A 24,391-nucleotide genomic window follows, 5' to 3' on the forward strand; every position below is an offset into this window, starting at 1 on the left:
TGTGCGCAACCACCCGGGGAACCCGTGGGTGGACGACTGTCACAGCACCGGCTTGGTGTCGGCGAGCAGCCGGTCGATCTCGTCCATCACGTCGCCCCGGCTGGGATGCACCGGATCGATGAGCGGCTCGCCACGCCGGTCGAGCGCTCCCCACCGCCCGTCGGGGACGGCGACCAGGAAAGCGACCGGATGGATCGCCATGGCCGGGTGGACCGGTGGTACGAGCATCCGGCCGGACCGGTCGACGACACCCTTGCGCCCACCGGCGTCGACGATCGCCAGTCCCTCGTCGCTGAAGCCGTCGATGTAACGGCCGTCGGTCAGCGCGGTCGGAAAGCCTCCGTACCGGGTCGGCAGCACCACCCGGCCGGTCTTGTCGACCGCACCCCAACCGCCCCGGCGGACCACCGCCACCCCGCGGCGGAACGGCCGCACGTCGTCGTATCCGGTCGGGATCACCACGGTGTTGGTCCGGTCGATCGCGATCCAGGCTCCCGTCCCGTCCCGGGACACCCAGGCCAGCCCGTCGGAGAAGGAGCTGACCCCGAAATAACCGGCGGTAGGGGCGATCCTCGTCTTGCCGGACTCGTCGATCAGCTCCCAACACCGCGCCTCCGGCCTGCGTACCCAGGCGACGCCGTCGTGGAAGGGCTGCACATCGGCGTACGCGGCGGCGATCACCAGTTCGCCGTCCGTGCCGGCGTACCCCCAACGTTGCATGCGGTCGCTGAACGTCGGTCGCGGCGGCCGGTGCAGCTGCAGGATCTCGTCGCGGTCCCGGGGGTACGGCCCCCAGCCGTTCTCGGCGACCTTCGCGAAAACCGCGTCCAGCGCCAACTCGGTCCGGGCGATCAGGTCGGGATCCTCGACCTTGCGCAACTCCAGCGCCCGCTCGAAGTGGTTGCACGCCTCCATGTAGCGACCCTGGTCGTAGCAGGACCGCCCGGCGTGTTCGTGCATCGTGGCGCGCAGCCGATCGGGCAGCTCGGAGGAGTTGGCCTCCTCGAAGAGACGGTCGGCCTCGGCGAAGTCACCACGCCACTGCAGCACGTGCGCCAACCGTGCCTGGGTGATGGCGATACGTCGCAGCTCGCCGGTGGCCTCGGCGTGGGCCACCGCGAGTTTGGCGTCGGCCAGTGCCTTGCCGAGGTCACCGAGGATGCGCGAGACGACCGCCCGCAGGCTCAGCAGGCGGGCCCGACTGGCGTTGTCCGTCGCCGGGCCGACCTTCTCGGTGAGCCGGTCGCGGATGACCCGCAGTTCGTCCGGGTTTTCCACCAGCTCACGCAGTGTCTCGTGGTGGAAGCGCCACTGGTACGACGACAGCACCTGCTCGGGGTCACCGATGACCGGTTCGGCGGCCGGCGGCGGGGAATCCGGCTCGGTGGCGACCGGCTCGCTGGTCGGCTCCGGCTCGTCCGGCCGAACCAGTGGGGCCAGCATGGTCGGGGCGCCGAGTGCGGTGGCCGCCCCGGCCACCGTACCGGTCAGGGGTAGCACGGTGTCCGGGCTCGCGGCCGGCTCAAGATCTGTGCTCGACTCAGGTTTTGAGCTCGACTCAGGTTCCGGGTCCGCGACTGGTTCCGGGTCCGCGACTGGCGCACGACTCGCCGGGTGCTCCGGGGCCGACTCGCCGTCGGCCCGGGAAGTCGCTCGGTGACGCACCTGCCCGCCTTCGTCGGTCTCGTCGTCGAGCGTCGTCGCCGAGCGGTCCGCACCGGTCAGCTCTGCACCGGTCAGCTCTGCACCGGTCAGCTCGGCAGCGGTACGGCCGGCGGCTACCGATCCGATAGCGGCGTCGGTCGGTGTGTCCGGCACCGGGCGGGCGGTGGTGTCCCGCAGGTCTGCCCTGGCACCCTCGTCCGGTGCCGGTTCCGCCCGCCCGGACCGTTGCGGTGGGCCGGGCGAGGTCGGTGCCGTGACCGCCTGCGCCGGCTCGGCGCGGTCCCGGACGATGTACGGAGGTGGCGCGTGACGCGGTTCGGCTTTGGCGCGCACCACGTACGTCGGCTCGTCTGCGTCGGGGTCGCGGCGCACCGGCCGGATCTGCGGATGCTCGCCGGTCGGCGGACTGACCCGAAACTCCGGCGGCGGCCCGGCTGGCGCGGATACCGGGACCGGTAGCTCACCGGTGGAATCCGACGGCACGGCAGGCTGGCTTGGGGCTACCTGCTCCGGCCGGGCAGCAGGCTCGTCGCGGCTGCCCTGCTCCTGGCGGGGTGGTTGGGCTCCGACCGGAGGCGGCCCGTCCGGATCCGTGCCAGGCGGATCGGATGGTTTGACCCGGTACACCTCGTTGGCGGCGGGCCGACCGGACTCATGGCGTGCCACCGGCGGTTGCTCGGCCTGTCGGTCCGGCCTGCCCTGCCGGGCGGCGTCCCGGTGATCGGGACGTGACGGACGGTCCCAGTCATCGGAGCGATGCTCCTCCGGTGGCCCCGCGCGATGTGGACTGCGTTCGGTGAACCAGCCGTCGGCGGATTGAGCTTGTGGACGTCTCTCCGCCGGGGGCGCGACCTCGTAGCTGTCTTCCGACCGCGCGGTGCCCCGGTAGCCGTCCCGGCGCGGGTGCGGCTGGGACGGGTGCGGCTGGGACACTGACTGCGGGCCGCGCGGGCGGGCCTCGTCCGGTTGCCAGTCGTCGGGCGCACGGTAACGCTCGCCAGGCTGGCGGTAGCGCTGGCCGGGCTCCTGGTAGCGGTCGTCCGGCCTTGGGCGACGGCTGTCGGGCGGCCCCGGGTGGCGAGGGTCGGGCCTGCGCTGTCGGCCTTCGGGCTCGCGCTGTCGGCCTTCGGGCTCGCGGTGCCGGTTGTCGGGCTCGCGCTGTCGGTTGTCGGGCCCGCTGCGGCGTGCGGAGCCGGACTGGTACACGTTCGCTCGTCCCCGAGGTACGCCTGGCCGGGGCTCGGGTTCACGTCGCGGGCGCCGGTCGCCGACGAGATCGCCGGGATAGCGTTGACCTGGCAACGGCACCCACTCGTTCGTGGGATCGGTCACCCAGGCAGGCTCCTGCGGGCGATGGTCCCGCGCTCGACGCATCGCCTCCCAGCGATCGTCGTCGTCCCAACTCCGGTCCGGGAAATCGTCACTCGGACGATCTCCACCGGGACGATCTCCACCGGGACGATCTCCACCGGGACGATCTCCACCGGGACGATCGGCGGCGCCGTCATCCTCCCACCGCCAGGACTGCCAGCGGCGGTCGAAGTAGTCTTCGCTCACATCGACACCTCGCTGCGAGTGTCGATCCGAGCGTTGTGCCGGGCAGGCGGGAACCGGACAAAAGGTTCACGTGGCTCGCTCACGGCGATGTCACCTCGTCGGAAATACTCGCTGAGCAACCGTGGCAACCCGAAAGAGTCCCCGGCCCGGTGCAGCATGGTTGCGGAAGGAGGGTATCCGTGAGGGCTCGGTCGACGCCACCGAACCGCCCGTACTGAATCAAAACAGTGTCCTTCGACGCCGGATCGCCAGCGTCAGGGATGCTCCATGATCAGTACGGCTGAGGTGTCTACTTCCAGCGCCTGGTACACGAGGAGCCGGCGACAATCAGATCTTGTCGCCGATCTCCACCCGCGGCACCGGCGTACGCATCCGCCGGAACGTCATGGCTCGCATGATCGCGTAGAAGTAGAGGCCGCCCATCCGCTGGCCGCTCTTGGGGTACCGGTCCCGTACCAGCTTGCGAATCCGTCGCGAGATCAGCACCGAGTCGACCACCACCAGCACTGCCAGGGTGATCCAGAGCAGGTTCGACGCCAGCTGGATGACCGGTGGCATGGTCGGCCCGGAACCGATCAGCACCAGCAGCGCGCCGCCGAAGAACCAGGTCCCGACCGTGCGCCGGGAGTCGACCACGTCCCGGGCCAGACCCCGCTCCGGTGCGCGGTCACGCGGCCCGCCCTCGCGCCGGAACTCCTCCGACATGGCGGCCCGCCGCGCCCGCCGCTGCTCGCGGGCCTCCTGCTTGGTCAGCGGCTTGGCGTCACCGGCGGCCCGGCGGCCCGCCGTCGGACGCTTGGGCGTGACCACGCCGAGCTCCTTCTTGCTCGGCGTGTGGCCCCTGGGACGGTTGGCGGCAGCCTGCTCAAGCTCGGGGACCTCGTCCTCGGCCTGGTCAGCTTCCGCGACATCGGCGGACTTGCGGCGAAACAGCGACGGCACGCGTGAAGGGTAGCCAACCGGGGCCACCAGCCGCACCTTCGCTCCCGCCGGTCGGCCGGTCGGCCGGGTCAGGCCCGCTCGACGAGCGCGCCGAGATCCGCCAGCTTGGCCTCGAAATCCTCATAGCCCCGGTTGATCAGGTCGACCCCGTACACCCGGGACGTGCCCTCGGCGGCGAGCGCCGCGATCAGGTGGCTGAACCCGGCCCGCAGATCGGGGATGACCAGGTCGGCGGCATGCAGCTTGCTCGGGCCGGCGATCACCGCCGAGTGCTTGAAGTTGCGCCGGCCGAACCGGCAGGGAGTGCCCCCGAGGCATTCCCGGTAGACCTGGATGGTGGCACCCATGGTGTTGAGCGCCTCGGTGTAGCCCAGCCGCTGCTCGTACACGGTCTCGTGAACGATCGACAGGCCACGGGCCTGGGTGAGGGCGACCACCAGGGGCTGCTGCCAGTCGGTCATGAACCCGGGGTGTACGTCGGTCTCCAGCGCGACCGCCCGCAGCTCGTTGCCCGGGTGCCAGAAACGGATGCCGCCTTCCTGACCGGGGCGCCCGGCGCGTGGCGGGCGGGCGTCGGTCACCTCGTATGCGCCACCAACTGACCGGAACACGTTCAGGAAGGTCATCATGTCGGCCTGCTGGGCACCCAGCACGTTGACGTCGCCGCCGGTGGACAGCGCGGCCGCCGCCCAGCTGGCGGCCTCGATACGGTCCGGGATCGGCCGGTGCGAGTAGCCGCTGAGCCGGGCCACGCCGTGGATCTCGATCACCCGGTCGGTCTGCACCTTGATGATCGCGCCCATCTTCTGCATCACGCAGATCAGGTCGATGATCTCGGGCTCGACCGCGGCGTTGCGCAACTCGGTCACGCCGTCGGCGAGCACCGCGGTGAGCAGGACCTGCTCGGTGGCGCCGACACTCGGGTACGGCAGTTCGAACTTGGTGCCGTGCAGCCCGTTCGGCGCGGTCAGGTGCAGGCCCTGCGGGGTCTTCTCGACCATCGCGCCGAACTCGCGCAGCGCCTGCATGTGGAAGTCGATCGGCCGGGGGCCGATGTGGCAGCCACCCAGATCGGGAATGAACGCGTGCCCGAGCCGGTGCAGCAACGGACCGCAGAACAGGATCGGGATCCGACTGGACCCGGCGTGCACGTTGATCTGGTCGAAGGAGGCGCTTTCCACATTCGCCGGATCGAGGACGAGTTCGCCGTCCTCCTCGCCATCGCTGACCTTGACCCCGTGCAGTTCGAGCAGGCCCCGGACGATCTCGACGTCGCGGATCCGCGGTACGTCGTACAGCCGGCTCGGCTCGTCGCCGAGCAGCGCGGCCACCATCGCCTTGCTGACGAGATTCTTTGCGCCCCGGACCCGGATCTGTCCGTGCAGGGGAGTGCCGCCATGCACGGTCAGGACGTCGTCGGTCAACGAAACCTCCAGCGCGTCGATGCTGCCGTCGTATAGGGGGTGGAGCAGCCTGGGGTGTGCAGGGAGAGATATCTCCCGGTCGGCGGTGGGCGAAACCGATCGACCTGCGTCCGGGTTCGGAATCGGTTGGCCTCAACACACGACTGCGGTACGTCGTGTCTGGGCGTCATCGATGATCCGTGTTGCCCGTCCGTCGCCTGAGGCAGCATAGCGCTACGTGATGAAAGTGGAAGCCGCTAACCGCTGCGATTGGCACGAATTCGGGAACGACGGTACGTATTCGTAGGTCATTGATTACGGCGAGTGAGTCCGTGGCGGTCTACGTGTCGCTCAGGGCAGCGCGAGCATCTGGTCGAGTGCCACCCGGGCGTGGTGTGCGGTGGCCGCGTCGACGGTGATCTGGTTCGGCACCCGGCCGGCGGCCAGTTCCTCCAGTGTCCACACCAGATGCGGTAGATCGATGCGGTTCATCGTCGAGCAGTAGCAGACCGTCCGGTCCAGGAACATGATCTGCTTGTCGGGATGGGCCAGGCCCAGCCGCCGGACCAGGTTGAGTTCGGTGCCGACCGCCCACGCCGATCCGGCCGGTGCCGCCTCGATGGTCCGGATGATGTACTCCGTCGAGCCGATCTGGTCGGCCGCGGTGACCACCTCGTAGCGGCACTCCGGGTGGACCAGCACGTTCACCCCCGGCACCCGCATCCGTACCTCGTCGACGCTGCTGCGGGTGAACCGGCCGTGCACCGAACAGTGGCCCCGCCAGAGCACCATCTTCGCCTCACGCAGCTGGGTGGCGGTCAACCCGCCGCCGGGCTTGTGCGGGTCGTAGAGCACACAGTCGTCGGCGTCCAGCCCCATCTCCAGCACCGCCGTGTTGCGGCCCAGGTGCTGATCGGGCAGGAACAGCACTCGCTGTCCGCGCTCGAACGCCCAGGTCAACGCCCGCCTGGCGTTCGAGGAGGTGCAGACCACCCCACCGTTGCGGCCGACGAAGCCCTTGATGTCCGCCGACGAGTTCATGTATGTCACCGGCACCGTCGAACCGGCCACGCCGGCGTCGGCCAGCGTCTCCCAGGCCGTCTCCACCTGGCTCAGCGCCGCCATGTCCGCCATCGAACAGCCGGCCGCCAGGTCCGGCAGGATCACCCGTTGGGTGTCGCTGGTCAGAATGTCCGCGCTCTCGGCCATGAAGTGCACGCCGCAGAACACGATGAACTCCGCCGCGGGCCGGGCCGCCGCCTCGCGGGCCAGCTTGAACGAGTCACCGGTCACGTCGGCGAACTGGATCACCTCGTCGCGCTGATAGTGGTGACCCAGCACGAAGACCCGGTCACCGAGCGCGGCCTTGGCCGCCTGCGCCCGGGCGACCAGGTCCGGGTCGCTCGGCGGCGGCAGTTCGCCCGGGCAGTCGACACCGCGCTCGCTGGCCGGGTCGGCACCCCGGCCGAGCAGCAGCAGGGCGGTGGCGGTGGCGGACGGCTCAACCCACGTCGAAGTCACGTCCCCATGCTCGCACAGCGGTGCCCGGCTGCGACCAGTGCGCGTGTGGCCTGCCACACTGCCAGACCATGCAGGTCCTGATCTGTCCGGACAAGTTCGCCGGCACGCTGTCCGCGCCACAGGTGGCCGCAGCGGTGGTGCAGGGCTGGCGCGAGCGGGCACCCGCCGACGAACTGGTGACGCGACCACTGTCCGACGGCGGTCCCGGATTCGTCGAGGTGCTCGCCGGTCCGACCGGCGGACGGCGGATCCCGGTGTCGACCGTCGACCCGCTGGGCCGTCCGGTGGCGGGGGAGATCCTGCTCGTCGACGGCCCTGGCGGCCCGGTCGGCTACCTGGAAAGCGCCCAGGCCTGTGGCCTGCACCTGCTGGCGCCGGCCGAGCGTGACCCGAAGCACACCACCTCGTACGGCCTGGGGTTGTTGGTGCTCGCCGCCGTCGAACATGGTGCGCGGCGGGTGGTGATCGGGCTCGGCGGCTCGGCCACCAACGACGCCGGTGCCGGGATGCTCGCCGCTCTCGGGGCGACCCCGCTCGACGCCGCCGGCTACGCCGTGCCCTACGGAGGTGCCGCACTCGCCGCCGTCAGCACGCTCGACGGCGTCCCTCGGCTACGCGAGGCCGAGCTGACCGCCGCCACCGACGTCGACAACCCGCTGACCGGCCTGCACGGGGCCAGCAACGTGTACGGGCCGCAGAAGGGGGCCAGCCGTGCGGACGTCCTGCTGCTCGACGCCGCCCTGGACCACTTCGCCAGCGTCCTTGTCGCGCGGTTGCCCGGCTGCCCGGCGGAGCTCGCCGCCCTGCCCGGAGCCGGCGCGGCCGGCGGGCTCGGAGCCGCGGTGCTCGCCCTCGGCGGCCGGTGCGAGTCCGGAATCGATCTGGTCACCAAGCTGATCGGGTTGCCTGCCGCGCTCGACACGGCCGATCTGGTGATCACCGGGGAAGGATCGTTCGACCACCAGTCGCTGCGCGGCAAGGTGGTTGCCGGGGTGGCCGGCGCCGCCCGCGACCGTGGCCTGCCCTGCGTGGTCGTCGCCGGCCAGGTCGCCACCGGCCGGCGGGAGTCCGCCGCGGCCGGGGTCACCGAGGCGTACGCGCTGGTCGACCACTTCGGCGGGGAGACCGGCGGCGGGCTGGAGCAGGCGCTGACCCGGCCGGCCGAGGGGCTGCGCCAGGTCGCCGCCCGGCTGGCCGGCCAGTGGAGCCGGTGACTCCCGCCCGCAGGCTGCGGACCGGTCGGGCGGCAGATCACGTACGGATTGTCGGCACCCGGATTGGGAATCGTGGCCGGGGGAGTTAGCGTTAGCTACTACGGACGAGAACGCACCGTCGCAGGGGAGACCTTCACGTGAGCACATCAGCGCAGTCCGAGACGACCGAGACCACGGCGCCGACCACCGTCATCCTGACCGACGTGGCCGCCGAAAAGGTCAAGGCACTGCTCGACCAGGAGGGCCGCGACGACCTGCGGTTGCGGGTCGCCGTACAGCCCGGCGGCTGCTCCGGCCTGCGGTACCAGCTGTTCTTCGACGAGCGATCCCTGGACGGGGACATCGTCGACGACTTCGACGGGGTCGAGGTCGTGGTGGACCGGATGAGCGCCCCGTACCTCACCGGCGCGAAGATCGACTTCGCGGACCGGATCGACGCCCAGGGGTTCACCATCGACAACCCGAACGCGCAGAACTCCTGCGCCTGCGGCGACTCGTTCCACTGATCCGATCGGTCCGGTTCGGCGCCGTCCGGGGCAGACAACAGTCCGGCCCTGGGCGGCGGTCGATCGGTTGTGCGCTGAACGTGCGTTGTCGAGACAGGTACGGGTTTTGGTGGCTCCCGTCCCGGTAAGCTGGCCCGCGCACGTTTCCTATCCCTGACCTCCGAGGGCCGACATGAAGATCGCCGTCACCGGCTCGATCGCCACCGACCATCTGATGCACTTTCCCGGCCGGTTCGCGGGCCAGCTCATCGCGGACCAGCTGGACAAGGTGTCCCTGTCGTTCCTCGTCGACGACCTCGTCGTACGTCGGGGCGGGGTGGCCGCCAACATCGCCTTCGGGATGGCCCAGCTCGGGCTGCGTCCGCTGCTGCTCGGTGCGGTCGGCGCCGACTTCGGCGACTACCGTTCCTGGCTGGAGCGCCACGGCGTCGATTGCGACTCGGTGCACACCAGCGAGTTGCTGCACACCGCGCGGTTCGTCTGCACCACCGACCAGGACCTGTGCCAGATCGCGTCGTTCTACGCCGGCGCGATGAGCGAGGCCCGCAACATCGAGCTGGCGCCGGTCGCCGCCCGCGTCGGTGGGCTCGACCTGGTGCTGGTCAGTGCCAACGACCCGGAAGCGATGCTGCGCCACTCGGCCGAGTGCCGCGACCGGGGATACCGCTTCGCCGCCGACCCGTCGCAGCAGCTGGCCCGGATGAGCGGCGAGGACGTCCGCCAGCTGATCGACGGTGCCGAGTATCTGCTGACCAACGAGTACGAGCGGTCACTGCTGGAGAGCAAGGTCGGGCTCAGCGGCGACCAGGTGCTCGACCTGGTGACGGTACGGGTGACCACGCTCGGTGCCGACGGGGTGGAGATCACCGGCCGAGGCGTGGAGCGGATCCACGTACCGGTGGCCCGCGACGTGCTCGCCGACGACCCGACCGGCGTCGGCGACGGCTTCCGGGCCGGCTTCTTCGCCGCGCTCGGCTGGGGTCTCGGCCTGCAGCGCGCCGCCCAGGTGGGCTGCCTGCTCGCCGCGCTGGTGCTGGAAACCACCGGACCGCAGGAGTACGAGGTCAAGCCGGACATCTTCCTCAAGCGCCTCGCCGACTCGTACGGTGATGCCGCCGCCGACGACGTCCGCGCCCACCTGCCCGCCTGACCCGCCCGGCTACTCGCCGCACGTCGGCGCAAGATCAATGTGAGCGCCAGAAGCGCGAAGACTGCGGCGTAGGGTTTCTGGCGCTCACATTGATCTTCAAACCGGGAGCGCGTCTACCGAGCCAGCTCAGCCTGTAGGTAGCTGAGCGTTTCGGCCGGCGGGAGCGCGAGCTTGCGGAGATTGTCGGCAACCCACTGATAGGTGCGGACCCGATCGAGGTCGTGTACGAACACGGCGTCGTCGAGAAGCTCCGTGTAGGCCACCGGCCGAATGCCATGGCCGAACTCGAGTAGCGCGAACTGCCCGATGGCGGTGGCCTGATGCGGACCATCGTCGGGCCGCAGCACCTGCATGGTGACTCGCCCGCCGCGAGACACGTCGATCAGATGCTCCAGCTGTGCCTGACGGGTTGACGGGTCGCTCGCCAGGGTGCGGATGGCAGCTTCGCCGATCACCGTGTGGAAGGCCAGTTCCTGCCGGGCGGACAGTCTGGTCGCCCGTGCTTGCCGGAACTCGGCGAACGATTGTGCCTGATCGGGCCGGAAGAAGCCGTTGGCGGCGGTCAGCGCTTGGGCGTAGGCGCCGGTCTGGAGCAGCCCCGGCACTATCATCGGCTCGAACGTGAAGAGTCGTTCGGCCATGCCGATCAACCCGACGTACGTCCGGAGGAAGTCCGGAATCAGATCGGCCCAGCGGCTCAGCCAGGGCTTGGCGTCTGCACGTGCGCCGGCCAGTGCCACCAGCTGCTCGACGGCCTCCGGCGACACCCCGCAAGCCTGCAGAACAACTTGAACGTCGTCTGGCGCTTGGTGGTAGCGGCCGGATTCCATGTGTCCGAGCTTCGGCTTGCCGATCCCGGTCGTCGTGGCGAGTTCGCTGAGGCTGAGCTGTGCCGTTCGCCGATGTCGACTCAGCTCCACGCCGAGCAGCCAACGTAGCGAAAGTGGATCTATCTGACCATCCATCGCCGTCTCCTAGAATTAGTATCTGGACAAGCCTAGCTTAGCGAGTCTGTAGCCGCTAACCTATACGTATCCATACACGTTCTCAGGAGGTTGCTGTGGGGCTCAACGAGGTAGGACATCAGTTGGAGACGCCGACAGGGTTTCGGCAGATGATGACGCATCTGGCACTCGAGCAGGTGCCGGCGCGCTTCGCCATCTGCGCGGAGACCGATGGCAGCGAAGATGGTCGCGTGCTCGGCTGGGGGCTGGCCTTCGATGACGAGGCCGTGGTCGTACCGACCAACGGTGGCCTGCCCAACCCGTGCAGCGGCGTCACAGGAGCACTGCGGCTGTACGGGATGGTCCATGCCGTACGACTGGTGTGGGTCGACCCGCCCGACGGCCGCCAGCTGACCTGACCGGCGGGAGTCAGACCGGTCGCAGCACCGCGACCAGGAAATCGGAGTCGTCGCGGTGCGGGCGCAGATCCCAGGTGGCCAGCAGCAGATCCTCGGCCAGGCCGGCGGCGTGGGCGTCGGTGCGGAACTCGGCCACCTCGTAGCCCCGGCCGGCACCGAAGCCGATCGTGATCCGGCCGTCGGCCCGCAGGTGGGCCCGCATCCGGCGCAGCACCTCCCGCCGGGTGTCGGGAGCGAGGAACGCCATCACGTTGCCGGCGCAGACGATCGCGTCGAACCCGTCGACGATGCCCTGCGCCGGGAGGTCCAGTTCGACCAGATCGCCGACGAGCCACTGCGGGCCGGGATGGTCCTGTCGGGCGGCGTCGATCAGCACCGGGTCGAGGTCGACGCCGACGACGTCGTGACCGGCGGCGGCCAGCGCCGCACCGACCCGACCGGGGCCGCAGCCGGCGTCGAGGACCCGGGCACGGCGCGGCAGCATCGCGTCGACGAACCGCGCCTCGCCGGCCAGGTCCGCTCCCTCGCGGGCCAGGGACCGGAAGCGCTCGACGTACCACTGGGAGTGTCCGGGGTTCGCCTCCACCTGCTTGACCCACCGGTTCTGCGCACTCACGCCCGTCATCCTCGCACGTACGGCGGCACCACCATTCGCGTCAGTGGGTGCGGCGGACGTCGAAGGCGGGGGAGCCGGCGACGGTCGACGCGGCGACGAACTCCTGACCGCGCATCCGGCACCAGGCCGGGATGTCCACGGCCGCCGCCGGGTCGTCGGCCAGCACCCGGATCACCGCCCCGACCGGCAGCTGCGGCAGCCGCCGGGCCAGCGCGATCACCGGCAGCGGGCAACGCCGACCCAGACAGTCGAGAGTCTCCAGCACCGCCTCACCGGACCGCGACATCTCGTCATCGGTCGGCGGCACCGCGTCGTCGCCGGTCACAGCCCGACCACCCCGGCCTCGGCCCGCAGATCGGCGACCACCTGCGGCAACTCGGCCAGGAAACGGTCCACCTCCGCGTCGGTGGTGTCCCGGTGCAGCGACACCCGCACGTTGCCGTGCGACAGCACCCCCATCGCCTCCAGCACGTGCGACGGGCGCAGCGTCGACGAGGTGCACGACGAGCCGGAGGAGACCGCGAAACCGCGCCGGTCCAGCGCGTGCAGCAGCGCCTCGCCGTCGACGTACAGGCAGGAGAAGGTGACCAGGTGCGGCAGCCGGTCGACCGGATCGCCGACCACCTCGACGTCCGGCACCGTCGCGGCGACCGTGGCGCGGATCCGGTCCACCAGCGTCGACAGCCGGGCCGCCTGCGCGTCGGCCTCGGCGGCCACCGCCCGCAGCGCCGCCGCGGCGGCCACCACCGCCGGCAGGTTCACCACTCCGGGCGTACGGCCGGATTCTCGCTCGTCGGCCGGATAGGGCGATTCCCACCGGGTGCCCTTGCGCACCACCAGCACCCCGACCCCGGGCGGCCCGCCCCACTTGTGTGCGCTGGCCGACAACACCGACCAGCCGTCCGGCACCGGTACCCGGCCCACCGACTGGGCGGCGTCGACGTACAGCGGCACCCCGTGCCCGGCGCAGGCCCGCGCCGCCTCGGCGACCGGCTGGACCGTACCCACCTCGTGGCTGGCGCTGATCAGCGCGGCGAGCGCCACGCCCGGTCGGGCGAGCGTCGCCGACCAGGCGGCCAGATCGAGGCGGCCGAGCCGGTCCACCGGCACCGCCACCGCGTCCCCGCCGTCGGCGCGGTGCCGCTGCGCCGCGTGCAGCACGGCCGAGTGCTCGATCGCCGAGTGCACCAGGGTGCGCCCGGCACGCCGCCGGCCGGCGAGTCCGCCGAGCACGGCGGCGTGCGTGGCTGTCGTACCGCTGGGTGTGAAGGAGATCTCGTCCGGGCGGACCCGCAGCACCTCGGCGGTGGCCGCCCGGGCCGCGTCGAGGAGTTGACCGGCACGCCGGGCCGGCGCGTACAGCTTGGTCGGGTCGGCCCAGCCGTCGGCGAGCGCGGCCAGCAGCGCGTCACGGGCGACCGGGTGCAGCGGCGCGGCGGTGGCGGCGTCGAGATAGCTCACGGTTCCCGACGGTACCGGCCGCGACGTCCGACGGTGCCGGCCGCAAACGCGCGTCACCGGCGGTCGTGCCAGGTGACTTCCGTACCCCACGCCTATCCGGAACCGACAGGTCGAGTAATCTGCGACCGTCGGTGACGCCGGTAAGGAGGCATGACCAGGTGGTCGCAAGGGATTCTGGAGCGCGACGTCGGCCAGCGCGGGCCGCTGGCGTCGGTCTCGGTTCAGCGGCGCTGCTCACCCTGCTCACCGGCTGTGACGTCGGCGAGACCTTCCACGGGTTCGGCTGGCCGCGCGGTATCACGCCACAGGCCGAGCAGATGTACGACCTGTGGATCGGCTCGGTCATCGCGGCGCTCGCGGTCGGCGTCTTCGTCTGGGGCCTGATCTTCTGGTGCATCATCCGCTACCGCAAGCGGGGCGACCAGCTGCCGGTGCAGACCCGGTTCAACATGCCGATGGAGTTTCTCTACACCATCGCGCCGATCCTGATCGTCTCGGTGCTGTTCTACTACACCGCGGTGGTGCAGACCGACGTCGACCGGGTCGGCGAGGAACCCGAGGTGATCGTCGAGGTCGTCGCGTTCAAGTGGAACTGGCAGTTCAACTACCGGGACGGCATCGGCGTGGACGCCAACACGGTCGCCTCCACGGTCGGCTCGTCGGACCTCATCCCGGTGCTGGTGGTGCCAACCGAGCGGGTTGTCCGGTTCGAGGAGACCAGCACCGACGTCATCCACTCGTTCTGGGTGCCGGAGCTGCTGTTCAAGCGGGACGTCTTTCCCGGCAGCATCCGCAACTACTTCGAGGTGCGCATCGAGCAGACCGGCGCGTACGTCGGCCGCTGCGCCGAGCTCTGCGGGACGTACCACTCGATGATGAACTTCGAGCTGCGGGTGGTCAGCCCGCAGCAGTACGACCAGTTCATCGCCGCGAAGCAGGCGGGCAACTCGACGCCGGACGCGTTGGCGGCCATCGGGGAAGATCCGTACGCGGTGACCACGTTCCCCTTCGAAACAAAGCGTGACGTGCAGAATTTCGGCAACACGAGCGCCCAGGGCGCGGGAAGCTGAGGGCCGGCCATGAAGACCGAGTGGCGGATCTTCGGTATCGTCGCGGCGTTCCTGGCGGTGGTGTCCGGGCTCTACCCGGCCTGGACGTACGGCCAGCTCGGGCGGGTCGAATGGATCGGTACCGTCGCGCTGATCCTGTCCTGCCTGCTCTGCACGATGTGCGGTGGCTTCTTCTGGTTCGTCTCGCGCCGCATCGACCTGCGTCCGGAGGACCGTCCGGACAGCGAGATCGCCGACGGCGCCGGAGAGGTGGGTTTCTTCAGCCCGGGTAGCTACTGGCCGTTCGGGGTGGCGTTGTCCGCCACGATCGCCGGCCTGGGGCTGGTCTTCTGGCAGTGGTGGCTGATCGTCTTCGGTCTGCTCGCGGTCGTCGCGTCGGCGGCGGCGTTGCTGTTCGAGTACTACACCGGGACCCGACGCACCGCCGAGCACTAGGCGCAGAGCACGACGGGCGACGGGCGTACCGGGGTCAGCGGCGGCGCAGCTTGGCTCCCCAACCGGCGACGGTGACCAGCGCCGTACCGATCGCGAGGGTGATCGCACCGATCAGGCCGAGCGCGGCGGCCGGCGCGCCGGTGACCGGGAGATCCTGGCTAGCGGACATGTTCACCTCCCTCAGACGCTCGTCGTGGCGGTGGCCGGGGTGCCGATGCGTTCCGGTGACGCCCAGACGCAGCGGTCGACGGTGGGTTGGCGGATCGCCTTCACCAGGGCGTGGACGAAGACCACCCGGTAGATCAGGTCGGCGACCGTGATCAGCGGCAGCATGAGCAGCAGTTGCGGGTGGCGCAGCCGCCAGGCCGCCAGCGCGACCCAGACCCCCTGTCCGGCGAGCAGTAGTCCGATGCCGGTCAGCAGGCCGGGACCGGCGGTGGCGAGCAGCCAGATGGTCAGCGGGGCACCGAGCACGTACAGCGTCCAGTGCAGGATCAGCAGCACGTACGCGTAGTCGAAGGTGCTGACCTGGCGACCCACCCGGTGGCCGATGATGCCCTGGAAGGTGCCCCACAGCCAGCGCAGGTTCTGCCGGTACCAGTCCCGCAGCGTGGTCGGGTCCTGCAGCAGCGCCACCGCCCGTGGGGCGTAGACCACCCGGCCCAGCCGCCGACGGTGCGTCTCCAGCACCCAGTAGGTGTCGTCGACGATGTACGGCGGCCGCTGCGGCAGCACCCGGTCGAGCAGTTCCACCCGGTACAGCGAGTTGGAGCCGGAGATGCAGTTCATCACGTTGAAGTGGCTCTGCACGCGGCGCAGGAACACCTGGTAGTTCCAGTAGCTGTAGGCCCGCTTGGCCAGCCACAGGTTCCATCGGCGCTCGCTCGGCCACCAGGTGACGTTGTGGCCGACCGCGATGGCCACGTCGTCGGCCATCGCGGCCAAGGCCGCGGTGACGAAGTCCGGGGCGACGAGCACGTCGTCGTCGAGGATCGCGACGGCCCGGTAGGCCGCGCCGAGGCCGAAGTGGGTGTAGCCGGCGTGCAGGGCGGCCGGCTTGCCGACGTTGTGCGGCAGATCGAGGACGGCGGCACCGGCGCCGGCGGCCCGTGCCGCCGTCTCGTCGGTCGACGCGTCGGAGACGACGAAGACCGGGGCACCGGTACGGCGGGCGGCCGACACCGCGGCGGCGATGGTGCCGGCACCGTTGCGGCAGGCGATCAGGATCGCCACCTGATCGGGGCGTACCGGTCCGTAGCGGGGATGGTGTCCGTCGCGCCGTCGGTCCCGGTGCCGGACGACCCGGTCCGGGCGAGCCAGGCCGTAGCAAAAGGCGATCAGCACGGAGGCGAGGAACAGACCGCTGAGCACGAGCAAAGATGCCAGAAAGATCCGCAGCATCGGACTGGCCCTTCGAGGGGAGGGCGGCCAAGGGGGTGCGATGCGCCGCATCCTTGCGGCCGATGATTACGCTACGTCATCAAGTTGACGGATAAAAGGGGCAAAGCTGGGAATATGGTGTTAAGAGGCTGAGATGAGTGTTACCCGAAACGGCGCCGCCCGTCGGGAATTCCCGACGGGCGGCGCCGTACTGGTACGAACGGTGCGGTGCGGCGTCAGCGGCTGCCGCTGCTGATCTCCTCGCGGCGATCGGCGGGCTGCTCCTGCGCCGGCTCGACCGGCACGTGCGGCGGGGGGGCGACTCGCGCCGGCTTCTCGATCGGGAAGAAGAAGCCCTTCACCGCGGGCCCGAGGGCGCCGAGCCGGTTCATCTTCTTCGGCACCACCCAGCCGACGTACTCCAGCTTGCCGTGGCCGTGGTCGTCGGTCGGGCCGAGCGGCTGGTGCACCTCGACGAACCTGCCGTCGGGCAACCGTCGGATGATGCCGGTCTCCACCCCGTGGGCCAGCACCTCCCGGTCGTGCTGCTGCAGGCCGAGGCAGATCCGGTAGGTGACGTAGTAGGCCAACGGCGGCAGCAGGATCAGGCCGATGCGACCCGCCCAGGTCATCGCGTTCAGGCTGATCGCGAACTTGTCCGCGACCACGTCGTTGCCGCCGGAGATGGTCAGCACGATGAAGAACGCGACCGCCATGGCGCCGACCGCGGTGCGGGCGGGCACGTCACGGGGCCGCTGCAGCAGGTTGTGGCTGGCCTTGTCCTTGGTGAACCGGGCCTCGATGAACGGGTAACCGGCGGAGAGCATCACCATCACGCCGGGCAGCACCACGGTCGGCCAGAACAACGGCGGGATGACGTATCCGTCGCCGATCGGGATGGTCAGCTCCCAGGCGGGCATCAACCGGGTCGAGCCGTCGAGGAACATCACGTACCAGTCGGGCTGGCTGGCCGCGGAGACCACCGCCGCCTCGTACGGGCCGAACAACCAGACCGGGTTGATCTGGAAGATGCCGGCCATCAGGGCGATCACCGCAAAGACGATCATGAAGTAACCGCCCTGCTTGATCGCGTAGCGGGGGAACATCCGCTCGCCGACCACGTTGTGGTTGGTCCGCCCCGGACCGGGCCACTGGGTGTGCTTCTGCTTGAACACCAGCCCGAGGTGCGCACTGATCAGCGCGACCAGCAGTCCGGGGATCAGCAGCACGTGGGCGATGTAGAAGCGGCTGATGATGATCGTTCCCGGGAACTCCCCGCCGAAGATCGACGAGGTCACCCAGGAACCGATGACCGGGATGGAGAGCATGATCGCCGAGGCGATCCGCAGACCGGTGCCGGACAGGCCGTCGTCGGGCAGCGAGTAGCCGCTGAATCCGGCCAGGAAGCCCACCCAGAACAACAGCGAGCCGATGATCCAGTTGGCCTCGCGTGGCTTGCGGAACGCGCCGGTGAAGAAGATCCGCAGCATGTGCACCACGATCGAGGCCATGAACAGCAGCGCCGCCCAGTGGTGCATCTGCCGCATGATCAGGCCACCGCGGACGTCGAACGAGATGTCCAGCGTCGAGGCGTACGCCGCCGACATGTGCATCCCGCGCAGCGGCGTGTAGCTGCCGTCGTAGACGACCTCCTCCATCGACGGGTCGAAGAAGAAGGTCAGGTAGACGCCGGTCAGCAGGATCACCACGAACGAGAACAACGCGATCTCGCCGAGCAGGAACGACCAGTGGTCCGGGAAGACCTTGTTCAGCAGTTTCCGTAACGGCGTCGCCACCTGGAACCGGTCGTCGACCTGCCCGGCGGCGTTGCCGGGCAAAGCCCGGGCATCGAACTTACGGCGTTTCATGGCCGCTCCCAGAAGTCGGGTCCGACGATCTCGGTGTAGTCGGAGGTCGCCACGAAGTAGCCCTCGTCGTCGACGGAGATGGGCAACTGCGGCAGCCGCCGGCTGGCCGGACCGAAGACCGGCTTGGCGTTGTCGGTGATCAGGAACTGTGACTGGTGGCAGGGGCAGAGCAACCGGTTGGTCTGCTGCTCGTACAGGCTCGCCGGGCAGCCGGCGTGCGTGCAGATCTTCGAGTACGCCAGATAGTTGCCCCACATGTACCCGGACTTGCCGACCGCCTCGTTGTTCTCCAGGGCCCGCCGCGCGTCGTCGGCCCGCAGGTGGATCAGCAGGGTCGGCGAGTCGGCGTACCGGTTGGTGTGCCCTTCCGGGATGCCGGGGAAAACGGTCATCTGCCCGCCCGCGCTGACGTCCTCCGGCCGGATCGGCGAGCCGTCCTCACGGGTCAGCCGGACCAGCTCGGCCCCACCACCGGCGGTCTGCACCGGCGTCCACCCGGTGGTCGCCATCTGATTGTCCGCGTGTGGATCCCGGATCAGCCCGCCGATCAGCGGTGCCGCGGCGACCGCGGCCACCGGCGCCAGCCCGGCCAGCAAGGACACCCCGAGCAGCGGGCGTCGCTTGACGCCCAGCTCGTCGGCCATGTACGCGATCGTCGTACCAGTGATCTTGCGGTCCTCGCCGCTGGACGCCCCGTCGTGGCGGTCCTGGATCGCCACCTCGTGCGGCAGCAGCTTCTTACCCCAGGTGAGGATGCCGACGCCGATGGCGAGCAGGGTCAGTCCGAGCGTCACTCCGAGCAGCGGGCTGTAGAGCTTGCTCATCCCGCTGCCGAGCTCGTACTCCCAGGGCCACCAGATGTAGACCACCAGGAACGCCGTCGCGGTCAGCCCGGCCAGCAGGAACAGCCCGCCGACGAAACGTGTCAGCCGGCGTTCGGCCCTCGTCCCGGGCACCGGGAACGGCGGCTCGTAGTGCACGATCTCGATGTCGTCGCGACGGGCACCCTCGCGGACCACGTCGAACGGGGTCAGCCGGGGATCGTCCAGGCTGACGTGCTCCGGCTGGCCGTGGTGCGCGGTGGTGGTCGTCGGCGTCTCGGTGCTCATGACTTCCCCGCAATCCACAGGCTGGCGAAGACCAGCGCGGTAATGCCGACCAGGAAGATCGCCACGCCCTCGGTCACCGGGCCGTACCGGCCCAGGTTCGCCGGCCCGCCCGGATCCGTGTCGGCCTTGAGCGCCTCCTGGACGTACACGATGATGTCGCGCTTCTGCTCCGGAGTGAGCTGGTTGTCGCCGAAGACCGGCATGTTCTGCGGCCCGGTCAGCATCGCGGCGTAGAGCTGCCGGTCGGTCGCCGGCTCCAGGCTCGGTGCGTACTTGCCCGAGGAGAGGGCGCCGCCGCCGCCGCTGAAGGCGTGGCACGACGAGCAGTTGATCCGGTACAGCTGGCCGCCCACGGCGATGTCGCCGCCGGTGCGCAGCATCTCGCCGTCGGGCAGCTGCGGACCGCCACCCAGCTCCTGGATGTACTGGCCGAGCTGGCGGATCTCCTCTTCGGTGAAGACCGGGGGCTTGCGCTCGGCCTGCGCCTCCTGGCGGGCCATCGGCATCCGGCCGGTGCCGACCTGGAACTCGACCGATGCCGACCCGACTCCGATCAGGCTCGGTCCGCGTCCGTCGACACCCTGGGCGTTACGCCCGTGACAGGAGATGCAGCTCTGGTCGAACAGCGCCTTGCCATCCTCCGCGGCCGGCGACAGCTGCGGCGTGTCCTGCGCCTGCAGACCCGGCGCGAAGACGGTGTACACACCGCCGGCCAGGAACAACGCGGTGAGCAGCCGGACCGCGGTACCCAGCCGGCGGCGGCCCCGGCCGCGCGGCGTGGCCCGCCCGCTGCGCAGCCGCGCGAGAAGACCGCGCCCGCGGTCGGCTCGCCGGTCGGCGGGGGTGTCAGATGTCATGGCCTGTGTCCTTAACGGGTTTGCGACCTGTCTGGTAGGTGTGCCGGAGCACCGGGACGGAGCGTGACCGCGAGTCGATCATTGCAGCCAGTAGATCATCAGGTAGAGACCGATCCAGACCACGTCGACGAAGTGCCAGTAGTAGGACACGACGATCGCCGAGGTCGCCTGCGCCGGGGTGAAGCGGCCCATGGTCGAGCGGATCATGTAGATGATGAAGGCCACCAGCCCGCCGGCCACGTGCAGTCCGTGGAAGCCGGTGGTCAGGTAGAAGACCGAGCCGTACCCGTCGCCGTTGATCTTGATGCCGTGGTGGACGAGTTCCCGGTACTCGTTGATCTGCCCGAGCAGGAAGATCAGCCCCATGACGAAGGTGATGGCGAACCACCGGCGCAGCGCGTGCACGTCACCCCGCTCCGCGGCGAACACCCCGGCCTGGCAGGTGACCGAGGAGGCCACCAGGACCGCGGTGAACACCGTCGCGTACGGGATGTTCAGCTCTGGGGTGTGCTCCTCCCACATGCTGTAGTCCGCCGCGCGGATGGAGAAGTACATCGCGAACAGCGCCGCGAAGAACATCAGTTCGCTGGAGAGCCACACGATCGTCCCGACGCTGACCATGTTCGGTCGGGTCAGCGAATGGATCCGGCTCTTGTCAATCGCTGGGGCCGCAGTCACGCGGTCATTATTGCTGCCGGTCAGTGCCCACGATCGCCGGGGTGGCAAACCCGACCCGCAGGTGGGCCGGTTTACGTCGACCGACTCCGCTGGCCTAGCCTCGGTGACGTGGCCGTTGTCGATCCGATCGCCGCGGCGCCACCGCCGTTCACCGGCTCGGCGCTGTTCACCGAGATCCAGCTGGACAACTGGCTGGCGGTGGTGCTCGTGGTGGCCGCCGGCCTCTACCTGTACGGGGTGCACCGGCTGCGGCTGCGGGGGGACCGCTGGCCGGTGTCACGCACCGTGTTCTTCCTCGGCCCCGGCCTCGGCGGCATCGCCGCGGTCACGGTGAGCGGGCTGGGCGCGTACGACACCACCCTTTTGTCGGTGCACATGGTCCAGCACATGGTGCTGTCGATGATCGCGCCGATCTTCCTCGCGCTCGGCGCGCCGGTCACGCTCGCGCTGCGGACCCTGCCGGGCGCGCCACGCCGGCTGGTGCTGGCGGTGCTGCACAGTCGGTACGTCCGGGTGGTGACCTTTCCACTGGTGGCGTTCGCGATCTTCGTGATCAACCCATTTGTACTGTATTTTACGGATTTGTACCGGTTCACCCTTGAAAATGGGTTCGCCCACGAGGTCGTGCACGCCCACTTCATCGCCACCGGCTGTCTGTTCTTCTGGCCGCTGCTCGGCCTGGACCCGCTGCCGAACCGGTGGCCGTACCCGGCCAGGGCGCTGTTGATGCTGCTGTCGGTGCCCTTCCACACGGTGCTCGGGCTGACCGTCATGCAGAGCACCACGCTGTTCGCCGGCGACTGGTACCCGGCGCTCGGGCTGTCCTGGGCCGATCCGTGGACCGACCAGGAGGTCGCCGGCGGGATCCTCTGGGCCGGCGGCGAGTTCGTCAGCGTGACCATGCTCGCCGTGCTCGTGGTGCAGTGGATGCGCCAATCCGAGCGGGAAGCCCGGCGCATCGACCGCGAACTCGACCGGCAGGAGGCGCGAGCGGCCCGGGTCGGCCCCGGACGGTAGGATCGGCCCGCAGCTACGAGGTGGGAGTCAAACGACCGATGACCGAGCGTGTGCACACCGTCTTGCTCTACAGCGACGATCCGCAGGTGCGGGACCGGATGCGGCTGGCCGTCGGCACCCGACCCGCCGGTGACCTCACCGTCGAGTTCCTCGACGCGGCGGACTACGCCGAGTGCGTCCGGTTGGTCGACAAGTACGAGGTCGACCTGTTGCTGCTCGACGGCGAAGCCACCCCCGGCGGTGGGCTCGGCATCGCCCGCCAGATCAAGGACGAGCGCGACGACGCCCCGCCGACCTGCGTGGTGATCGCCCGTGCGGCGGACCGTTGGCTGGCCGCGTTCGCCGAGGTCGACGCGACCCTGATGCATCCGCTGGACCCGGTGACCACCGGACAGACCGTCGCCGGACTGTTGCGCGGACGGTCGGGCAAGCTGCCCGCCGCCTGAGTGACCACAGCTTCACCGCACCGCACCACCCACCCCCACCGCACCTGGGAGGCCCCTATGGGTGACCGGTCCTGGCCAAGCCTGGTGAGCGCGCTGCTCGCCGGCGAGCAGTTGTCCACCGCCGACACCGCGTGGGCGATGGGCGAGATCATGGCGGGGTCGGCGACGCCGGCCCAGATCGCCGGGTTCGTCATCGCGCTGCGGGCCAAGGGCGAGACACCCGCCGAACTCGTCGGACTGGTGGAGGCGATGCTCGCCAACGCCGTACCGGTCAATTTGCCGGACGCGCTGCGAGCCAGCGCGGTCGACGTGGTCGGCACCGGCGGCGACCGGGCGCACACGGTCAACCTGTCCACCATGGCCGCGATCGTGGTGGCGGCGGCCGGCGTGCCGGTGGTCAAGCACGGCAACCGGGCCGCCTCGTCCTCGTGCGGTGCGGCCGACCTGCTGGAACACTTCGGCGTACCGCTCGACCTCGGCCCGGACGGGGTGGTGCGCTGCGTGACCGAGGCCGGCATCGGCTTCTGCTTCGCCGCGCGGTTCCATCCCGGGATGCGTCACGCCGGATCACTACGGCGGGAGCTCGGCGTCCCGACCGCGTTCAACTTCCTCGGTCCGCTGGCCAACCCGGCCCGCCCACGCGCGGGCGCGATCGGCTGCTTCGACGCCCGGATGGCCCCGGTGATGGCGGGCGTGTTCGCCAGCCGGGGGGACACCGCGCTGGTGATGCGAGGCGAGGACGGCCTGGACGAGTTGAGCACCGCCGCACCGACCCGGATCTGGTTCGCCACCGCCGGCACCGTGCGGGAACTCGTCGTCGACGCGGCGACCGATCTCGGCGTACCGCGCAGCGCCCCGGGTGACCTGCGTGGCGGGGACGCCGCGTTCAACGCCGACGTCACCCGTCGGCTGCTCGCCGGCCGGACCGGACCGGTCCGCGACGCGGTCCTGGTCAACGCCGGGGCCGCGCTCGCGGCCCACGCGGCGCAGACCGGTCCGGCCACCGGTGCCGGCGCCGACCTGGTGGCGGCGATCAGGGCCGGTATGGACCGGGCGGCGGTGGCCATCGACAGCGGGTCGGCCGCCGCGGTACTGGAGCGCTGGGTACGGACCGCCCAGTCGGCCGTTGCCGGCGGCAGCTAGGCCGGTGACAGCTAGGCCGGCGGCAGCTAGGCCGGCGGCAGTCAGCTGGACCGGACCGCGTCGGCCGGCCGTCGGTCGTCAGTCCGACGTGCGCGCACCCAGCCCGGCGGCGAAGTCGGCGATCCGTCGGGCCAGCGGCTCGGCGTGCCTGGCCCAGGTGAAGTGGTCCATCCGGTGCCCTGCCTGCGCCGCGGTGTAGTACTCCCGGCTCACCGTGGTGCCGGGCAGCATCTGGCACAGGTGGTCGAGGGTCGTGGCCGGCGTGTAGGTGTCATGTTCGACGCTGACCGCGAGCAGCGGAGTGCGTAGCTGGCGCAGCGCGGGCGCCGGATCGACGCCGTCGATCAGCGGGAATCGCCCGGCCCGGGCGGTGAACGCCCAGTCGGCGATCACACCGCGCGCCTGCCGGCCGCCGAATCCCCAACCCGGCCAGACGCCGAGCACCGCGGTGGTCAGTGCGATGGTCTGGGTCATCGGCAGCACGCCGAACCCGGTGACGCCCGGGTACACCCGCCAGTAGGGCAGTCCTACCGCGATCATCGCCAGCCCATCGACGCCCTCGCCGCCGGCCAGCGCGGTGTGCAGCAGCGCGGCCTGGCCACCGAGGGAGTGCCCGAGCAGCACCCGGGTGCGCCCGTCGAGGCGGGGTTTGAGCGCGTCCAGCACCGCTCCCACGTCGTCGACCAGCTCGGCGTACCGGTATCGGGAGGCGCGGCTGGCCCGGGGTGTGCTCGACCCGGTGCCGCGCAGGTCCGCGACGACAACGGCCAGCCCGGCGTCGCGCAGCGCGGCGGCGAACGACCGGTAGTAGCGGGCGGGCACCCCCATCGCCGGGTGCACGACGATCACCGGCGCGCCGGCCACACCTTCGGGTTCGGGGTAGATCTGTAGGCCGATCCGATCGGTACCCCGGTCGAGGTGATCCTGGACGTATCCGGTCGAATCCGGTGCGGAGGTGGTCACCCGTTCAGGGTACGGACTTTTTGTTAC

Annotated in this window: 25 protein-coding genes; 9 read left to right on the forward strand and 16 right to left on the reverse strand. The window is 70.2% G+C overall.

Annotation, left to right across the window (positions count from 1 at the left end; all coding sequences use genetic code 11):
• Positions 1-39: 39 nt before the first annotated feature.
• The 5 genes from ACN27F_RS29200 to nadA all read right to left on the reverse strand — a co-directional run bounded on the left by ACN27F_RS29200 (position 40) and on the right by nadA (position 7,088).
• Positions 40-2,997 (reverse strand): WG repeat-containing protein, encoded by a 2,958-nt coding sequence (locus ACN27F_RS29200; protein ID WP_421438688.1) that lies wholly within the window; start codon positions 2,995-2,997, stop codon positions 40-42.
• Entirely contained in the window at positions 2,994-3,173 is a 180-nt protein-coding gene (locus ACN27F_RS29205; protein WP_421438689.1) for a hypothetical protein, read from the reverse strand. The genes ACN27F_RS29200 and ACN27F_RS29205 overlap by 4 nt, the downstream gene beginning before the upstream one ends.
• A 376-nt stretch (positions 3,174-3,549) precedes the next feature.
• A complete protein-coding gene (locus ACN27F_RS29210; protein ID WP_421438690.1) occupies positions 3,550-4,164 on the reverse strand; it encodes a DUF3043 domain-containing protein in 615 nt (204 codons plus the stop codon).
• A 68-nt stretch (positions 4,165-4,232) separates the two neighbouring features.
• Positions 4,233-5,588, reverse strand: coding sequence for a UDP-N-acetylglucosamine 1-carboxyvinyltransferase (murA, locus tag ACN27F_RS29215; RefSeq protein WP_421438691.1), 1,356 nt, complete (start codon positions 5,586-5,588; stop codon positions 4,233-4,235).
• 330 nt (positions 5,589-5,918) lie between these two features.
• On the reverse strand, positions 5,919-7,088 hold the full coding sequence (gene nadA, locus ACN27F_RS29220; protein ID WP_421438692.1) for a quinolinate synthase NadA: 1,170 nt from the start codon (positions 7,086-7,088) through the stop codon (positions 5,919-5,921).
• Positions 7,089-7,156: 68 nt separating this feature from the next.
• Here nadA and ACN27F_RS29225 point away from each other — a divergent pair, with 68 nt between their 5' ends.
• The 3 genes from ACN27F_RS29225 (at position 7,157) to ACN27F_RS29235 (ending at position 9,958) form a co-directional block, all read left to right on the forward strand.
• Positions 7,157-8,302, forward strand: a complete 1,146-nt coding sequence (locus ACN27F_RS29225) for a glycerate kinase (protein WP_421438693.1) — start codon at positions 7,157-7,159, stop codon at positions 8,300-8,302.
• Positions 8,303-8,439: 137 nt separating this feature from the next.
• Entirely contained in the window at positions 8,440-8,808 is a 369-nt protein-coding gene (gene erpA, locus ACN27F_RS29230; protein WP_421438694.1) for an iron-sulfur cluster insertion protein ErpA, read from the forward strand.
• Positions 8,809-8,980: 172 nt separating this feature from the next.
• Complete coding sequence (locus ACN27F_RS29235; RefSeq protein ID WP_421438695.1) at positions 8,981-9,958, forward strand: carbohydrate kinase family protein; 978 nt, start codon at positions 8,981-8,983, stop codon at positions 9,956-9,958.
• A 113-nt stretch (positions 9,959-10,071) separates the two neighbouring features.
• Here ACN27F_RS29235 and ACN27F_RS29240 read toward each other — a convergent pair whose 3' ends face one another.
• Complete coding sequence (locus ACN27F_RS29240; RefSeq protein ID WP_421438696.1) at positions 10,072-10,923, reverse strand: helix-turn-helix domain-containing protein; 852 nt, start codon at positions 10,921-10,923, stop codon at positions 10,072-10,074.
• A 149-nt stretch (positions 10,924-11,072) separates the two neighbouring features.
• Here ACN27F_RS29240 and ACN27F_RS29245 point away from each other — a divergent pair, with 149 nt between their 5' ends.
• A complete protein-coding gene (locus ACN27F_RS29245; RefSeq protein ID WP_421438697.1) occupies positions 11,073-11,321 on the forward strand; it encodes a hypothetical protein in 249 nt (82 codons plus the stop codon).
• A gap of 10 nt (positions 11,322-11,331) precedes the next feature.
• Here ACN27F_RS29245 and ACN27F_RS29250 read toward each other — a convergent pair whose 3' ends face one another.
• From ACN27F_RS29250 to ACN27F_RS29260, 3 genes are read right to left on the reverse strand one after another with little or no spacing between them, the layout of a single operon-like run.
• A complete protein-coding gene (locus tag ACN27F_RS29250; RefSeq protein ID WP_421438698.1) occupies positions 11,332-11,937 on the reverse strand; it encodes a class I SAM-dependent methyltransferase in 606 nt (201 codons plus the stop codon).
• A gap of 40 nt (positions 11,938-11,977) precedes the next feature.
• Complete coding sequence (locus ACN27F_RS29255) at positions 11,978-12,223, reverse strand: sulfurtransferase TusA family protein (RefSeq protein ID WP_421440521.1); 246 nt, start codon at positions 12,221-12,223, stop codon at positions 11,978-11,980.
• Positions 12,224-12,258: 35 nt separating this feature from the next.
• A complete protein-coding gene (locus tag ACN27F_RS29260; RefSeq protein WP_421438699.1) occupies positions 12,259-13,398 on the reverse strand; it encodes a cysteine desulfurase family protein in 1,140 nt (379 codons plus the stop codon).
• Positions 13,399-13,556: 158 nt separating this feature from the next.
• Here ACN27F_RS29260 and coxB point away from each other — a divergent pair, with 158 nt between their 5' ends.
• On the forward strand, positions 13,557-14,468 hold the full coding sequence (coxB, locus tag ACN27F_RS29265) for a cytochrome c oxidase subunit II (protein WP_421438700.1): 912 nt from the start codon (positions 13,557-13,559) through the stop codon (positions 14,466-14,468).
• A gap of 9 nt (positions 14,469-14,477) precedes the next feature.
• Complete coding sequence (locus ACN27F_RS29270) at positions 14,478-14,903, forward strand: cytochrome c oxidase subunit 4 (protein WP_421438701.1); 426 nt, start codon at positions 14,478-14,480, stop codon at positions 14,901-14,903.
• A gap of 34 nt (positions 14,904-14,937) precedes the next feature.
• Here the strand turns inward: ACN27F_RS29270 and ACN27F_RS29275 are convergent, their stop codons facing one another.
• From ACN27F_RS29275 to ACN27F_RS29300, 6 genes are all read right to left on the reverse strand, one after another.
• The gene (locus tag ACN27F_RS29275; RefSeq protein ID WP_421438702.1) at positions 14,938-15,072 is read right to left on the reverse strand and encodes a hypothetical protein; all 135 of its coding nucleotides are present in this window, start codon (positions 15,070-15,072) and stop codon (positions 14,938-14,940) included.
• A gap of 11 nt (positions 15,073-15,083) precedes the next feature.
• Positions 15,084-16,304 carry a glycosyltransferase family 2 protein gene (locus tag ACN27F_RS29280; RefSeq protein WP_421438703.1) on the reverse strand — a complete coding sequence of 407 codons (1,221 nt, stop codon included), beginning with the start codon at positions 16,302-16,304 and terminating at the stop codon, positions 15,084-15,086.
• 215 nt (positions 16,305-16,519) lie between these two features.
• Entirely contained in the window at positions 16,520-18,151 is a 1,632-nt protein-coding gene (locus ACN27F_RS29285) for a cytochrome b (RefSeq protein WP_421438704.1), read from the reverse strand.
• A complete protein-coding gene (locus tag ACN27F_RS29290) occupies positions 18,148-19,260 on the reverse strand; it encodes a ubiquinol-cytochrome c reductase iron-sulfur subunit (RefSeq protein ID WP_421438705.1) in 1,113 nt (370 codons plus the stop codon). The genes ACN27F_RS29285 and ACN27F_RS29290 overlap by 4 nt, the downstream gene beginning before the upstream one ends.
• On the reverse strand, positions 19,257-20,117 hold the full coding sequence (locus tag ACN27F_RS29295) for a cytochrome c (RefSeq protein WP_421438706.1): 861 nt from the start codon (positions 20,115-20,117) through the stop codon (positions 19,257-19,259). Before ACN27F_RS29295 ends, ACN27F_RS29290 begins: the two co-directional genes overlap by 4 nt.
• Before the next feature lie 78 nt (positions 20,118-20,195).
• Entirely contained in the window at positions 20,196-20,795 is a 600-nt protein-coding gene (locus ACN27F_RS29300) for a cytochrome c oxidase subunit 3 (RefSeq protein WP_421438707.1), read from the reverse strand.
• A 108-nt stretch (positions 20,796-20,903) separates the two neighbouring features.
• Here ACN27F_RS29300 and ACN27F_RS29305 point away from each other — a divergent pair, with 108 nt between their 5' ends.
• Genes ACN27F_RS29305 through trpD form a run of 3 tightly spaced genes read left to right on the forward strand, consistent with a single transcriptional unit; the run spans position 20,904 to position 23,401 of the window.
• Positions 20,904-21,812 carry a cytochrome c oxidase assembly protein gene (locus ACN27F_RS29305; protein ID WP_421438708.1) on the forward strand — a complete coding sequence of 303 codons (909 nt, stop codon included), beginning with the start codon at positions 20,904-20,906 and terminating at the stop codon, positions 21,810-21,812.
• Positions 21,813-21,850: 38 nt separating this feature from the next.
• Positions 21,851-22,258, forward strand: a complete 408-nt coding sequence (locus ACN27F_RS29310) for a hypothetical protein (protein ID WP_421438709.1) — start codon at positions 21,851-21,853, stop codon at positions 22,256-22,258.
• Between the two features lie 57 nt (positions 22,259-22,315).
• On the forward strand, positions 22,316-23,401 hold the full coding sequence (trpD, locus tag ACN27F_RS29315; RefSeq protein WP_421438710.1) for an anthranilate phosphoribosyltransferase: 1,086 nt from the start codon (positions 22,316-22,318) through the stop codon (positions 23,399-23,401).
• Between the two features lie 78 nt (positions 23,402-23,479).
• Here trpD and ACN27F_RS29320 read toward each other — a convergent pair whose 3' ends face one another.
• On the reverse strand, positions 23,480-24,364 hold the full coding sequence (locus ACN27F_RS29320) for an alpha/beta fold hydrolase (RefSeq protein ID WP_421438711.1): 885 nt from the start codon (positions 24,362-24,364) through the stop codon (positions 23,480-23,482).
• Positions 24,365-24,391: the final 27 nt, after the last annotated feature.

It is taken from the genome of Solwaraspora sp. WMMB335, from assembly GCF_049179075.1.
Taxonomy (GTDB): domain Bacteria; phylum Actinomycetota; class Actinomycetes; order Mycobacteriales; family Micromonosporaceae; genus Micromonospora_E.